Source organism: Variovorax sp. Varisp36 (genome assembly GCF_047304235.1).
Classification (GTDB): Bacteria; Pseudomonadota; Gammaproteobacteria; order Burkholderiales; family Burkholderiaceae_C; genus Variovorax.
In genome coordinates this window covers 21,762-34,566 of the sequence record NZ_JBGLYU010000015.1, presented here as the reverse complement: position 1 = coordinate 34,566, position 12,805 = coordinate 21,762, and the positions used below count along the sequence as shown (strand labels likewise).

The following is a 12,805-nucleotide window of genomic DNA, read 5'->3' as shown; positions in this document are numbered from 1 at the left end:
GTCATAGAGACACATCGAGCCTGGAGTCCTTGTCCAGAAGTTCGCGCAGGCGCAGGAGCCCCTGGCGATGCAACTGAGAAATGCGACCGCGCGTGACGTTCATTCGCGCGGCGATCTCGTCAAACGGAATCTCTTGCAGGTAATGGTGACGGATCACCGTCTTTTGCTGGTCACTCAGCTGATCCACCAGGCCCCGCAAGACAGCACCCAACTGGCGAATCTCCGTCTTGCGGAAGTAGCTCACCTCAGGCGAGATTGCATGCGCGCCAGCTTCGCTGTCGAAGGCTTCCGCATCGACCATGCCGGTATCCTCCAACAACACGCCTAGCGCGATGCCGATACCAACCTCGGCAAGGTACTTGAACAATTTTTCGGCGCTACGCGCATCAGATGCGGCTGAGTGCCGTTCTCCCTCGGATCCTTCGATGCTGCCTTGAGCTGCGGCTTCCTTGATGGCCGCCATCCGCTCTTGCTGGAGCCGAGTGCGCACGCTGATCTGCTGATTCTTCTCCGTCAAGCGAACGAGACCGTTCAGGATCGAGCCTTGCACCCGCTTGGATGCGAAGGTCTTGAATTGAGCGCCTTGGGACGGATCGAAACGATCCACGGCCTCTACCAGCCCAATCCTCGCAAGCTGCAGGTAGTCCTCAAACTCGACGTCGTCATGCGTGCGGCGGCCATAGACGGTGGCGGCCATCATCCGCGCATAGGGCAGATAGTGCCGGATCAGCAGGTCGCGCGCTGCCTCGTCGCTGTCGGCGCGCCAGCGAGCCCAGAGTGGCGCAACAAGGTCCAGACTCTCCGATGAAGCGTCCGGGACATCACGCGGCGCAGCAACATCCACCGCAGCGCCGGAAAACCGAACGAGCGTGGAAGTCAATGCGGAGCTCAAGCGTGCCATGAGTGTCTCAATGCGAAATGAGGGCCATGACTCAGTGAAAGCTGCCTACCAGCGCCTTGAGCACGAGGCTCCAGCCATCTACGAGGATGAACATCAGGATCTTCAGTGGCAAGGCGATCGTCGTCGGCGGCATCATCATCATGCCCAGAGCCATGAGAATGCTCGAGACGATCAGGTCGATCAGCAGGAACGGCAAGAAGATGACAAAGCCGATCTGAAATGCGGCACGCAGCTCCGAAAGCATGAACGACGGAATGAGCTGAACGTTGCTGATGTCGTCCATCGACTTCGGCGTCGGCGCTTTCGACAACTCGACCATGAGCGCCAGGTCCGCCTCTCGCGTTTGCCGCACCATGAATTCCCGTAGCGGCGCCACGCCTTTGCCGTACCCGTCTTCCATGGTCAGCTTGCCTGCCATGAAAGGCTCGAACGCGTCCTGGTTGACCTTCTGGAGCACGGGTGACATCGTGAAAAGCGTCAGGAACAACGCCAAGCCGATCAACACCGTGTTGGGCGGCGTCTCGTTCATGCCGATCGCATGCCTCAACATCGACAGCACGACGATGATGCGCAAGAAGCTCGTCAAGCACACCAGCAACGCAGGCAACACAGCCAGCACGGTGAGCCCAAGGACAATCCGAAGCGCTTGGGCTGTCTCGGTAGCGGGAGTGATAGCAGTGTTCGTTCCACTTGTGGACGTGCCAAGATTCGCAGGTTTCGCACGCAAAGAGCTCGCGGTCGTTGACTGACGAGCCACTGCCGATCGGCTTTGCGCGCTGGTTGAAGGTTGCGCTTGCGCAGACGCAGCCGCGGCGGTAGGCGCTGCCGACGGCGCCAGTTGCGGTCCAGCTTCGCGCTTGAGCAGGGGCGCAACCTCCGATGCTGGCTCTGCGTCACGTACCCGTTCGGTATTCGGTGGCGTCATGGCAGGTGCACCCGCCCCCTCGGCTTCTTGGGCCTGCGCCTTGCCGAAGAAAGCTGAGAGCGCCACAAGGACGACGATCTGAATCAATGCGAAAAGCCACGCCTGCTGTGGGCCTGCAGTTCCGTGCCGCTTCATTCTTGCCCCTGCTCGGACTTCGGGGCCACTGACTCAGGCGCCAGCGCCTCCGACAGCACCTGGATCGATTGATCCGTGCAGCCTAGCAGCAACCGCTTGCCGTTCCAGACCACCACATGAAGGCTATGGCGCGGTGACAGTCGGGCGCTCGAGACGCGCTCGATCTCGCGCGAAGACGCTGTGTCGATCAAACCACCTAGCCGAAACCACGACATGACAGATCTGGCGCCTGCATCGGCTTTTACTTGCTTACGACGTGCTGCGATGACGCCACACACCAACAGCCCACCCACAAACAGAGTTGCAACCCACCAGCGGTCGCCAGCACCTTCACCTTCGCTGCTCGTAGCATCGCGCCGTACGGGGATGCTCGACGGAAGCGGAGCACCGCTAGCGTGAGGCGCAGCAGGCTGGGACGCCGGATCAGCCGCGGGCAGGACGGACTGCGGCCATGCCGTGACGGTGAAAGTCACGCCGACAAATGCGATTGCAGCCAACGCCATGCGTCCCGCATCGCATCGCCCAAAGATGCTCCCGGCACGCTTTCGATCTTCCACTTGCATCCGCTGCACCACGTCGTACATCCGTCAGTTTCCTGCTGTCAGCCCCAACGCAATGGGCAGTTCCGTGATTCGTACTGCAAAGTGCCCGTCCACTGCCACCAGCTGTCCACGCGCAACAACCTTTCCTTCGATCGTGAGATCAACGGCCTGGTCGATTTCCCGGTCTAGCCGCAGCACCTGATGCTCTTTGGCCCCGAGGAGCTCGCCCACAGAAATGCTGGCCTCGCCAACCATCACCTGCAGTTTGGCCTTGATCTGGTGAAGCGGATTCCAGTCCTTGAGAACGGGACTGCTGCCATCAGACTGAAGCGTGTCGCCATCAGACCCCGCGTGCAGATCCGGTAACGCGATGATCTGGGCGGTTGGGTAAGCGGCCTGCCCCAGTCCTGCACGAGTTCTGCTTTCTGTCGCACCGATGCGGTTGTCGGTCACGATCCCTTCCACGGCCTTTGTCATTTGAAACTTCCCTTAGATGAATGAATGTTTGGTTTGCTGCCGTTGCCAATTGGTGGCGATGCGAGAGTTGCAGCCTGAGCGGACGACAAAGGGGCCGAGAGTTCCACTGCCAGATGGCCCCCACTTTGTCCGAGCCAGCCATCGCACACTTGGTGGCCATCAGAGCCCACCACCAACGTGGGCGCGTCAAGACGATGAGATAGCGGGACGACATCACCAACACGCAGCGCCTGAATCTGGCCGAGGTTGAGTTGTGCGCCCTCCAGCATCACGCGCAAAGTCACGCGCCGGTCAGCAAGCGCGTGATCCAGGCGTGTCTTCGCCTGCGGCGTTGAAGGCGCACCTGTGTCCACCCGGGATGCACTCTTGGCGTCGGGTCCGATTGCTGCGACCACGGCCTCCCAAGGCAGTGCAAGCGTCCATTCACCGCCACACCAGGCAGCACGGACACACAGCGCACCCGACCAGGCAGCTGCAGGCGGTGCTTGATTCCGAACGCCCGCACCGGATCGCGCGTCAAGGTCAAAGCCATCAAGAAAGATGTCGATGCGGCGCATCCAGTCGTCCCAGGCCTTGCGTGCCGATGCCCCCGCCAAGCTCTGGCTGAGCGAGCCAGCTTTTGCTTGGACGCTCGAACCAGACCCCGTGTCGATCGCAAACATGCGATCAGCAATCGCGCGCATCGCAGGCGTCCTTTCATCGACGCTGATCGCCGACGCGCCATCAAGCGCTGGCAGCACCCCGGAAGAGGCACGGCGCGGCTCTTCAAACGACCAGCAAGCGGAAGCTTCGGATGCAAGCCGCCACATGCCGTTGGGCTCGAAAACCTCGACGCTGGGCTTGGAGATTTCACCGACCTGTGCAGGAAGCCACTCGTCCCGCCATGCCGCAACAACATTGACGAATCGCAGTGCCAGCGCGTTCCGCTGTGCAAGCGACCAGCTGCGCAAGGCGCGAGCTTTTCGCTCGGACGCGCTGCCATCCAACAGCATCGAAGGCTCCCCTTCGTGAGAAACGGCAGCTGTCATCTGCTTTTCATCGAAAAGAGTTCCTGCAGCATGTCGTTGGCGGTCGAGATGACCTGCGAACTGGCCTGGTAGCCGCGCTGCATGATGACCAGATCGCTGAACTCCTGCGACAGGTCGACGTTGGAGATCTCCACCCGGCCGGATTGCACCGTGCCGAAGGCGCCCTCGGTCGCGCCGCCGTAGTGCCAGGCGTTCTGGTCCAGTGCTTCGAACTGGTTGTTGCCAATCGAAGCCACTGCGCCAGGCGAATCGAATCGCGCCAGCGCCAGCCTCGCTCCTTTAAGGGTCTGTCCGTTCGAATAGCTCATGACCAGCGTGCCCGTCGTGTCGAACGCAGTGGCACTGAGTGCACCGGGCCCCACACCGTTCTGGGAGTCGACCTTGAGCGTCGTCTGTCCGGCGAAAAGCACGACATCGGAACTGAAGTCCAAAGACAGCGCCATCGCCGGTTTGCCGCTCGGGGTGTAGGCGACCTGGACCGTTGACGTGGCGGGCGTCGGCTTGCCGTTGACGAACACCATCTCACTTGTGTTGACGACAGTGGTGCCGTCCATCAACTCGAGCTTCATGGTCGTGCCCGACTCGCCCGCGGACTTGACCGAGAATTTCATCGTGAGTGCGTGACTGGCCCCTCCAGCATCGATGACTGTGATGCCACCGATTGTTTGCTCCGCGACGGTGTTGGACAAATTGCCCGAAAATTCCACGCGCGATGTCGGCTTGCCAAGGTTCATCATCTTGCCGGCCAGAGAGACAGGCACGAAGCCCCCGTTCTCGTCCATGGACATGACCTTTTCGCCGTTGGTCCGACTGACCAGGATGCCATCGTTGTCGAACTTGAACTGCCCAGCTCGCGTGTAGGCCAGCTTTCCCTGCTCGTCCTGCAGAACGAAGAGCCCTTGACCGTCGATGGCCATGTCCAAATCGTTGCCAGTCTGGCGAAGCTCGCCCTGTTTGAACGAGATCGACGTTCCTGCAGTGTTAAGCCCGAAGCCCATCTGCTCGCGATGATCGGCGTTGCCACCGCTGAGATTTCCTCCGGTGTAGAACATGTCTGCAAACTGCAAGCTTGAGCTCTTGAAACCGGGCGTATTCAGGTTCGCAGTGTTGTTCGCGATGACGCGCAACCCCTGCGAGTAACCCAGCAAACCAGTCATGCCAACGTAAATTGAATCAAGCATTGGATTTCCTTCGAAGCGATATCGCGCTCAGCGCACCGCAGCAAGTTGGCTGAGCGACACCCTGTTCATCGTCCCGCCCGCGAGTGTCTGCACCGTCAGCAGCGGAGCGTCACCCGAGAGCGACAGGGCACTGACCGTGCCTGTCACAAGGCCCGTTGCCGTGTTCACATCGACCGTCTTGCCGATCAGGCCAACCGACTGAAGCGCTGCCTGATTCGTGATCAGGGTTTCGATCTTGGTGTTGAGCTGCTGCGTTTGTTCGAGACTGGTGAACTGCGCCATTTGCGCCATGAACTGCTGGTTGTCCATGGGCTTCAGCGGATCCTGATACGTCAGTTGCGTCAGAAGAATCTTGAGAAAGTCTTCCATACCCAGGCTGTTGGCCTGTAGGTTGGTCGCGCCCGAACCGCTCACTGCATCAATGGCCATCACGCCTCCTTGGAATCAATTGAATCGAACATGTTTGAGTTGGCATCGCCACCCGCGGCAGAAGCGATGTGCGACGAGGTCGCTACGTCGTCACGCCAGACAACCTGGCCATTGCAAACGACCTGATGCAGACGCTCCCCTCGTATGCGCATGCCGCGCTGCAAATCGGCGACCCACTGCGGCAACATTGCAGCAAGCGTGGCATCGTCGGCTCGCATCGCGATCCAGACCGCCTGTCCGCGCGGAGTGCTTTCCTCATGCAACCTGACCGGCGCTTCGGTCCCGGACACGGCCCGCCCCGCCCCTGCACCTGGCTCTGTCCCTGCGCCGACAGAATCCATCTGACCCTGCGCCTCATCTCCTCTCGTCTGCTCAGACACAGCCGTCGATGCAGCATCGTCCGACGACCGCAAACCCACCGGGGTGGATACGAGCGTCACAGCAGCAGAAGCAGACGGCATCAATGCTTGCATGCCTGCGGTGAGCAGCACCTGGGAAGAGATGCTGTTGGTCGCCTGCAGTGCAGAGAGCACAGTGCCAGTGACAACGCCGGTTGTGGCCCGAACACCATTCGGCACACCGGCCACCCCAGCTTCGGCCGATTGATCGGCGAGGAACTGCTCTGCGCCCTGCCCGCGATCGGAGATCTCACGCTCCGGAACTGGCCCCTTGGGCGGCCCGGATTTCGCAATGGACGTCGCTTGGCGCATCTTCCCAAGTTGAGGGGCGCGCGCTGTTGCAACAGCGTCTTCGGTGCGCTGCTGCCCGTGGGCAGTCCCGCCGGAGCCGGAGCCACTTCGCGCTGTATTCACGGGCTTGAACCAACTGTTCATTTGAGCCCGTTCCATCTCACGCGCCCATGCGAGTTGACGCTCGGCGTTGTCGCCTTGATGGGAGCCGTTCTGTGATGATCGGCTGACCAGACTCGGCAAGCCTGGTGCCGCACCTGCGGGGTTCGTCGCACTCATAGAGTCTGCTCCTGTACGTTGGCAGGCGTGCGCGCGGTGACCGAACGAGCAAGCCAATCACGGTCCTTCTCGTTGAGATCGCGCTTGCGCATCTCATCGCCGTACTGCGCAAGCGCGTCCTCTTTGTGTTGCGCGAGACCATCCAGCTTCACCTGTTGGCGAATGCATTGATCGCGCAGTGAGTCGCGATGATTGCGTTGCTCTTCGCGCGCTCGATCCAGCACGTGCCATTGATCGCGAAGGTTCGCCAGGTACGCCAGATTGCGACGGTGCGCAATCGGGTCGAGGCGTTGCTGCAAAGCTTTGCCAAGCAGCTCAGCCTGTTCATCATGCGATGCCATCAGCTGCACCAGCCTCGCTTCGGTCTCCCACAGTTGCTTTTGCGCCTGAGCCAACGCGGCCATGGCCTTGTCCAGATTCCACTGCTGACGCTGACGAACGGGCTCGAGCGCATAGACAAAACCCCGCGCGTCGAAATCCCGAGCACCTGAGGTCGATGATGTTGCCGTCGAACTCATCATGCAGCCGCCCCGCCCGACTTGGCGGTTGACGCCAAAGCACCGCGCAGGGCCTGTATGGCTTCGACACGGCTCGCGCCACCAGTGCTCTGACGCAACCAGGCCTGCAGCGCGGGTTCGATGTCCAATGCGCGGTCAAGCTCGGCGTTGGAGCCTCGCTCGTACGCGCCGATGTCGATCATCTGCCGGTTGCGCTCCAGCAATGCCAACTGCTGCACAGCAGCGACCGCCAGCGCTCGCTGGGCCGCATCGGCCAGGTCAGGCATCAGGCGGCTCACACTTTTAAGAACATCGATTGCGGGGTAGTGGCCGCGGTGGGCAAGCTGTCGCGACAGCACAATGTGGCCGTCCAGGATCGCGCGCAAGGCGTCCGATACCGGCTCATTGAAGTCGTCGCCTTCCACCAAGACGGTGAGCAACGCCGTGATCGAACCACCTCCGGGCGCCATGCCGCAGCGCTCGCACAGTTCGGGCAACTCGGCGAAGACCGATGGCGTATAGCCACGTGCCGTGGGTGGTTCACCCGCAGAAAGACCAACTTCGCGACGCGCCATCGCAAAGCGCGTGATCGAATCCATCGTCAGCAGGACATGACGACCTTCATCCCTGAAGTGTTCTGCGATCGACAGCGCAGCGTAGGCTGCGCGCAACCTTGCCAATGCCGGCTGATCCGAGGTGGCCACGACGACCACCGACCTTGCAAGGCCTTCGGGTCCAAGTTGCTTTTCAATGAACTCGCGAACTTCGCGCCCGCGTTCGCCGATCAAGGCGATCACGTTGATACCGCCCTGCTCTGCGTCACCCTGTGCCTTGACATGGCGAGCCAGCAGGCCGAGCAACGTGCTTTTTCCAACGCCGCTGCCCGCGAATATTCCCACGCGCTGACCAAGGCCCAGCGTGAGAAGGCCGTCGATACTGCGGATGCCCGTCTCCAGCACCCGATTGATGGGCGGACGGCGCATCGGATTGATCGGCGAGGCCTTCAACGACCGGCGGGCGGCAACCACCGGCTTGGGCCTGCCATCGAACGGCTCGCCAAATCCGTCGATTACGCGCCCGAGCAGCGCGTCGCCGACACCGATTTGCGAATCGGCGCCGAGCGCATGAACCTCGCACCCTGCGGCGATTCCCTCCACAGAACCGTAAGGCATCAGCGTCACGCGACCCGGCTTCAAGCCGACAACTTCGGCCAGCACACTGGGCGCCGTGGTGCTGTCACGCCCGGGCGTACCATTCATCCGGTCTTGCCCGCTTGGCCTGACCATGATGCGGCAAAGCTCGCCAACGGACGCGTCCGGACCCAGCGCATCGATGGCCAGACCCTGCATCTCACGCACCCAGCCGACCCGACGACGCAGATCGACGTCCCGAAGCGCTAGGCGACTGACAGCAAGTGCATCCATGTCAGGCAGTCCCGCTCGAAGGAGTGCTAGGCGGTGCGGCCCTTGACCGCAGCAACAGATCGCGCAGAGCGCCCAGCTGCGTGTCAAGGCGCGCGTCAAGGCCGCCTTCCGGAGAGCGCACGATGCACCCACCCAGCGTCATCTCTGCATCCGCCACCCATTCGATGGCCTCGTTCGCCAGGAGGTCAGCTGCCGCATCGGGTTCTCTTTGCAAAGTCGCCAAGTCGTCGGGATGAAGGTGCACAGCCACCAGCCGGCGCCCGCGCATCGCGCGCACCGACTGCAACAGTTGCGCGCGAAGACCGTTGGCTGTGACGACGTGGTCGCCGAGCACCCGACAGACCGCCTCGAAGGACAACGCAAGCATGTCTTCCTCGGCGGCCGCGAGCCGTGCCTCGACTTGCTGAGGCAGCGCCTCGATCAGTTGGGCGAGGACCTTGACCCGCGCCTGATAAGCGACCTGTGCTTGCTGCGTGAGCTCCCGGTTGAGGCTTTCAGTGCGCTCGGCCAATTCGCGCTGTGCCTTGCGAGTGGCCAACTCACCGGCTTGTCGGGCCTCGTCTGCCGCTCGCTCTCTTCCTTCGGCCAGCCCCTTGGCGAGCCCTTCTTCGTGACCACGCCGGTATCCGGCCTCTTGGTCTCTCGCGGGCACTGCGTTAGCGGCGACTGAGACCGACACAGGGACGGACGCTGCCGCCTCGCCGGCAACTGGTGCTCGCTGTGCGGGCAAACGCACCGGAGCCTCCGTAGTCGCGCGAGGTGGTTGCGTGATGGCAGGGCGTGGGCGCCCCGGCGAGACCTGGCCCTGCAATACAACATCGCGAAGGACTCGCACCGACGACAGCTCTTCGCTGCCGCTTGGCGGTCCCTCCCGCTGAGGTAGTACTGCCGTCATTTCCGAGTGCTCCTTGCGGACGCGCCGTGGCCCCAAAGGCGCGAGAACGACTGTCTGATTCTTTTCCACGGCGCTGGGGGCAACTTTGCAGCCGCTGGTGCTGAACGGACATGCTGGGCCACGCCCTCGATCAGCGCCGCTCGCAAGCCCGACGGAACTGCAAAACCGTCCATTGCAGACGACTGTTCCGCCATTGCGCCCTCCAAGCGTCGGCGCTGAACAGGCTCCATTGCGCGCAGAAGCGCATCGCGCCAAGGCCAGGCTGCTATCTGCAGCCAATGGGCAATGAGCCCCACGGGCTCTGCGCGAAGATACTCGACGGCACGTTGAACCCCCGACTCGTCGAGCGTCATGAGCATGGATTCGTCAGACACGGCAGAGCCTGCCTGTACGTGCGCTGTGGCCTCCGCGATAAGCGTAGCGTCCCGCTCGATGCCCAATGCCTCCAATTCCGCGAGCAGCCTGCGCATTTCTTCGCGCTCGCAAACCGGAAGCGCATTCAACATCCATCCGCGGTCCAAGGGCGTCATCGCGTGCAGCAGCAGCGCCGCATGGCGCGCGCCGCCGGTTTCCTGAGGCAACGACGCCATAGCGGCCCCATAGCCCGATATCCCGGCAGGCATATCCGCTCCAACGACCGAGCCACCAACCAGCGAAGCCATCAGCCGTTCCTTCGCGTGTTGCCCGCAGTGCCGGCGGATGCAGGACTTGGTTCATTCAGCCAATCACGCACGCGGCTCAATGCTGCAGCACGTTCGGCGTCGCTGAGCGCCGCACTCGGTGCTCCTGCTCCACCAACGGCACCATGCAGCCGGTCGCGCCACGCAGCGCGCACAATCCAGGCGATTGCCACAACGGCCAACGCAACGGCCAGAAGCCACCGAAGCCAGCCCAGCTCACCTGTATCCGGCGCTTGTGAGACGGTTGTGGCCGTACTCGCTCCCTCCGTTGCCGGCGATTCGGGGTTGCCACCAGCTGCGGGCACGCCAGACTCCGGTAGCGCGATCGCCTGCGACGAAAGCGATTGGACGACCACGGTGTCGCCGCGCTCTATCGAAGCTCCAACGGCCGCCGCGAGCACCTTTCGCAGTTGTTCTTCCTGCGCGACGTCCAATGCTTTTCGGACCACCGCGACGACTTGCACACGACGAATGGAGCCCGGCTGGCTGACCACCTGCTCGACGCGCCGACCCACCGCGTACTCCACGTCGCGCTGCGCGCTGCCTGCGCGCGGTGCGGCAGTATCGATCGCACGCGTGTCGGCGCCGCCGCCATCACGAAGCACCTCGCGCTCGCGCACGACCACACCCGTTGCCTGCAGGCCTGAGCGTGAGGCCGCAGGCAGCACATCCTCCGTTGTCGTGCGTATCTGATCCATGTTTAGCGTTACATCAACGCTGGCAAGCGCCTGTCCTTGGCCAAAGCTGCGATCCAGTACTGCCGACACCTTACGCACCAGATATGCCTCGGTGTCGCGTTTCAGATCCAGCCGCGCAGCATTGGCGTCGACGTCGCCGTTGCCTGCATCCGCGCGTGTGAGTGCGACGCCGTGACCATCCACGATGGTGACGTCCTGCGTCGCCATGCCCGGTACCGCCGCAGCGACCAGGCGCTGAACGCCGGCCACCTGCTCCGGGCGCAGCATTTGCCCTTGGCGCATCGTCAATGTGATCGAGGCTTTCGCTTTCGCAGTCGCCTGCTTAAATAACCCCTGCTCGGGCAATGCCAGCAGCACACGGACCTCGCGCACTTCTGCCAGCGACTGAATGGTGCGCGTAAGCTCGCCTTGAAGCGCGCGCTGGTAGTTGATCTTCTGAGCGAACTCGGTCATGCCGAAGTCCGTGTTGTTGAACAGCTCCAGACCCACTGCGCCCTGCAGCGGCAACTCCTTGCCCATCAGTTTGATGCGCGTCGCGTGCACGGTGGTCTTGTCCACCAGAATCGCGGTGCCGTTGTCGCCGAGACGGTAAGGAATCTTCAGACGCTCCAGTTCGGTCGTCATCGCTTGCGCGTCCTGCGGCTTGAGCTCCGAAAAGAGAACCTGGTACTCAGTGCGGAACACCCACCACGCAGCCAGCGCGACGCCCAACACAATGATCAGAACGCCACCAATCAATCCGGCGCGGGCGCGCTGTGTCAATCCTTGCCAAAATTTCATATCGGCATCTTCATGATGTCTTGATAGGCCTCAAGCAGCCGGCTGCGCACTTGCATCATCACCTGGAAGGACAAGCGACTTTCCTCAAGGTTGATCATGAGTTGGTGCAGGTTCTGCGCGTCCCCGATCGCAAGTTTCTGCAGTCCGACTTCGCTGTCCACCATCTTGCTGTTGATCTGCGAGAGTCCTTCGGAGACCATGTTTCCAAAAGATCCCGTCGCGGATACGTCCGCCGCGTTCGCCAAATGCGCAGGGTCGGTCGCGCCCGCGGCTTGCATGGGCGAGCCGGCTTGCGCGATGACGACCATGGATTGCGCCTGCGGTGACAGTGCCGAAAGGGCTTCAACCGGCAGAAACGCGCTCATGCATTACTCCCGATATCAAGCGCGCGCAGAGCCAGCATGCGCGTCGTATTCATCGCCGACACGTTGGCCTCGTAGGCTCGCGTCGCGCTCATCATGCTGACCATCTCGGTTGCGGTATCAACGGCGACATACGAAACATAGCCTTTGTCGTTCGCCAGCGGGTGACCGGGCTCGTAGACCAGCCGCGGTGGTGCGTTGGTTGGCACGACCTGCACAAAAGGCGCACCACTGGCTGCCAGGTCCTGCACGCCAAGTCCCTGGGAGACCAGCGCGCCAAAGGCCGCGCTGTCACGCGAGCCTGTCGCAGCGGCTGAAGCGGCACGTGACTCGGCGATGACGCGCAGCGGTTGGTAGTTCACTCCACCGACACCCTGTACGGTGTTGGCGTTGGCCAAGTTCAACGCCGCCACGTCGACGCGGGTGCGCTCGATGTTCATGCCGATGGCGCTGATGGCAAAGGATCGGGAATAGTCCATGGCCTTATTTCCTGCCGTCGCTGGCAGCCATTGAGAGTAGTGAAAAATGACGCGAGAGACCCTTGACCAGCGCTTGGTAGTGCACGGCGTTGCGTGCCATGTCGGCAGCCTCGACGTCGAGCTGAACCTGTCTGGGCACGCCAGCATCGTCAACCGCCGGCTCGATATTTGGACGCACTTGCGCGAGTGCAAATGCGTCGATGCGTCCGGACTGCTCCATGCTGCGCTGCACCTCGACCATCTGGGCCTCGAAGCTGACTCTCTGGGGCACATAGCCCACGACGTTTGCGTTGGCAATGTTCGCCGCGATCGCTTGCTGGCGCATGCTGGCTGCATCGAGCGCCAGGGCCAGCGCCGATCGGGTCACGGCCTCAATTCCATCCGTCATTCTTGTCTCCACATGC

The 12,805-nt window shown here is 62.2% G+C and carries 16 protein-coding genes; all 16 read right to left on the bottom strand.

All coding sequences use genetic code 11. From position 1 onward, the window contains the following. Position 1 precedes the first annotated feature (1 nt). Positions 2–880, bottom strand: coding sequence for a sigma-70 family RNA polymerase sigma factor (locus ACCD11_RS11575; protein ID WP_413313951.1), 879 nt, complete (start codon positions 878–880; stop codon positions 2–4). A gap of 52 nt (positions 881–932) precedes the next feature. Continuing rightward, positions 933–1,961 carry a flagellar type III secretion system pore protein FliP gene (gene fliP, locus ACCD11_RS11570; protein WP_413313950.1) on the bottom strand — a complete coding sequence of 343 codons (1,029 nt, stop codon included), beginning with the start codon at positions 1,959–1,961 and terminating at the stop codon, positions 933–935. Then, positions 1,958–2,545 (bottom strand): flagellar biosynthetic protein FliO, encoded by a 588-nt coding sequence (locus ACCD11_RS11565; RefSeq protein ID WP_413313949.1) that lies wholly within the window; start codon positions 2,543–2,545, stop codon positions 1,958–1,960. Before ACCD11_RS11565 ends, fliP begins: the two co-directional genes overlap by 4 nt. A gap of 3 nt (positions 2,546–2,548) precedes the next feature. Further along, a complete protein-coding gene (locus tag ACCD11_RS11560; protein WP_413313948.1) occupies positions 2,549–2,980 on the bottom strand; it encodes a FliM/FliN family flagellar motor switch protein in 432 nt (143 codons plus the stop codon). After that, entirely contained in the window at positions 2,977–4,008 is a 1,032-nt protein-coding gene (locus ACCD11_RS11555; protein ID WP_413313947.1) for a FliM/FliN family flagellar motor C-terminal domain-containing protein, read from the bottom strand. The genes ACCD11_RS11560 and ACCD11_RS11555 overlap by 4 nt, the downstream gene beginning before the upstream one ends. Then, positions 4,005–5,189 carry a flagellar basal-body rod protein FlgF gene (gene flgF / locus ACCD11_RS11550; protein ID WP_007835711.1) on the bottom strand — a complete coding sequence of 395 codons (1,185 nt, stop codon included), beginning with the start codon at positions 5,187–5,189 and terminating at the stop codon, positions 4,005–4,007. The genes ACCD11_RS11555 and flgF overlap by 4 nt, the downstream gene beginning before the upstream one ends. Before the next feature lie 27 nt (positions 5,190–5,216). Next, positions 5,217–5,618, bottom strand: a complete 402-nt coding sequence (locus ACCD11_RS11545; RefSeq protein WP_007835712.1) for a flagellar hook capping FlgD N-terminal domain-containing protein — start codon at positions 5,616–5,618, stop codon at positions 5,217–5,219. Beyond that, positions 5,618–6,586 carry a hypothetical protein gene (locus ACCD11_RS11540; protein ID WP_413313946.1) on the bottom strand — a complete coding sequence of 323 codons (969 nt, stop codon included), beginning with the start codon at positions 6,584–6,586 and terminating at the stop codon, positions 5,618–5,620. Before ACCD11_RS11540 ends, ACCD11_RS11545 begins: the two co-directional genes overlap by 1 nt. Continuing rightward, a complete protein-coding gene (locus ACCD11_RS11535) occupies positions 6,583–7,107 on the bottom strand; it encodes a hypothetical protein (protein WP_413313945.1) in 525 nt (174 codons plus the stop codon). Before ACCD11_RS11535 ends, ACCD11_RS11540 begins: the two co-directional genes overlap by 4 nt. After that, positions 7,104–8,507: a FliI/YscN family ATPase gene (locus ACCD11_RS11530; RefSeq protein WP_413313944.1), complete on the bottom strand. Its 1,404-nt coding sequence runs from the start codon at positions 8,505–8,507 to the stop codon at positions 7,104–7,106. The genes ACCD11_RS11535 and ACCD11_RS11530 overlap by 4 nt, the downstream gene beginning before the upstream one ends. Before the next feature lies 1 nt (position 8,508). Beyond that, complete coding sequence (locus tag ACCD11_RS11525) at positions 8,509–9,045, bottom strand: FliH/SctL family protein (RefSeq protein ID WP_413313943.1); 537 nt, start codon at positions 9,043–9,045, stop codon at positions 8,509–8,511. Positions 9,046–9,398: 353 nt separating this feature from the next. Then, the gene (locus ACCD11_RS11520; protein WP_413313942.1) at positions 9,399–10,064 is read right to left on the bottom strand and encodes a hypothetical protein; all 666 of its coding nucleotides are present in this window, start codon (positions 10,062–10,064) and stop codon (positions 9,399–9,401) included. Then, positions 10,064–11,560: a flagellar basal-body MS-ring/collar protein FliF gene (fliF, locus tag ACCD11_RS11515; protein ID WP_413313941.1), complete on the bottom strand. Its 1,497-nt coding sequence runs from the start codon at positions 11,558–11,560 to the stop codon at positions 10,064–10,066. The genes ACCD11_RS11520 and fliF overlap by 1 nt, the downstream gene beginning before the upstream one ends. Then, positions 11,557–11,925 (bottom strand): flagellar hook-basal body complex protein FliE, encoded by a 369-nt coding sequence (gene fliE, locus ACCD11_RS11510; RefSeq protein WP_413313940.1) that lies wholly within the window; start codon positions 11,923–11,925, stop codon positions 11,557–11,559. The genes fliF and fliE overlap by 4 nt, the downstream gene beginning before the upstream one ends. Continuing rightward, positions 11,922–12,401 (bottom strand): flagellar basal body rod protein FlgC, encoded by a 480-nt coding sequence (gene flgC, locus ACCD11_RS11505; RefSeq protein ID WP_007835728.1) that lies wholly within the window; start codon positions 12,399–12,401, stop codon positions 11,922–11,924. The genes fliE and flgC overlap by 4 nt, the downstream gene beginning before the upstream one ends. A gap of 4 nt (positions 12,402–12,405) precedes the next feature. Then, a complete protein-coding gene (locus ACCD11_RS11500; RefSeq protein WP_413313939.1) occupies positions 12,406–12,789 on the bottom strand; it encodes a flagellar basal body protein in 384 nt (127 codons plus the stop codon). Positions 12,790–12,805 lie beyond the last annotated feature (16 nt).

What these genes read in the sequence shown, in the direction of transcription:
- ACCD11_RS11560 (WP_413313948.1), bottom strand. Translation starts at nt 2,980, where the DNA reads ATGACAAAGGCCGTGGAAGGGATCGTGACCGACAACCGCATCGGTGCG.
- ACCD11_RS11545 (WP_007835712.1), bottom strand. Translation starts at nt 5,618, where the DNA reads ATGGCCATTGATGCAGTGAGCGGTTCGGGCGCGACCAACCTACAGGCC.
- ACCD11_RS11500 (WP_413313939.1), bottom strand. Translation starts at nt 12,789, where the DNA reads ATGACGGATGGAATTGAGGCCGTGACCCGATCGGCGCTGGCCCTGGCG.
- ACCD11_RS11535 (WP_413313945.1), bottom strand. Translation starts at nt 7,107, where the DNA reads ATGATGAGTTCGACGGCAACATCATCGACCTCAGGTGCTCGGGATTTC.
- fliE (WP_413313940.1), bottom strand. Translation starts at nt 11,925, where the DNA reads ATGAGCGCGTTTCTGCCGGTTGAAGCCCTTTCGGCACTGTCACCGCAG.
- fliF (WP_413313941.1), bottom strand. Translation starts at nt 11,560, where the DNA reads ATGAAATTTTGGCAAGGATTGACACAGCGCGCCCGCGCCGGATTGATT.
- fliP (WP_413313950.1), bottom strand. Translation starts at nt 1,961, where the DNA reads ATGAAGCGGCACGGAACTGCAGGCCCACAGCAGGCGTGGCTTTTCGCA.
- ACCD11_RS11530 (WP_413313944.1), bottom strand. Translation starts at nt 8,507, where the DNA reads ATGGATGCACTTGCTGTCAGTCGCCTAGCGCTTCGGGACGTCGATCTG.
- ACCD11_RS11520 (WP_413313942.1), bottom strand. Translation starts at nt 10,064, where the DNA reads ATGGCTTCGCTGGTTGGTGGCTCGGTCGTTGGAGCGGATATGCCTGCC.
- ACCD11_RS11540 (WP_413313946.1), bottom strand. Translation starts at nt 6,586, where the DNA reads ATGAGTGCGACGAACCCCGCAGGTGCGGCACCAGGCTTGCCGAGTCTG.
- ACCD11_RS11565 (WP_413313949.1), bottom strand. Translation starts at nt 2,545, where the DNA reads ATGTACGACGTGGTGCAGCGGATGCAAGTGGAAGATCGAAAGCGTGCC.
- ACCD11_RS11555 (WP_413313947.1), bottom strand. Translation starts at nt 4,008, where the DNA reads ATGACAGCTGCCGTTTCTCACGAAGGGGAGCCTTCGATGCTGTTGGAT.
- flgC (WP_007835728.1), bottom strand. Translation starts at nt 12,401, where the DNA reads ATGGACTATTCCCGATCCTTTGCCATCAGCGCCATCGGCATGAACATC.
- flgF (WP_007835711.1), bottom strand. Translation starts at nt 5,189, where the DNA reads ATGCTTGATTCAATTTACGTTGGCATGACTGGTTTGCTGGGTTACTCG.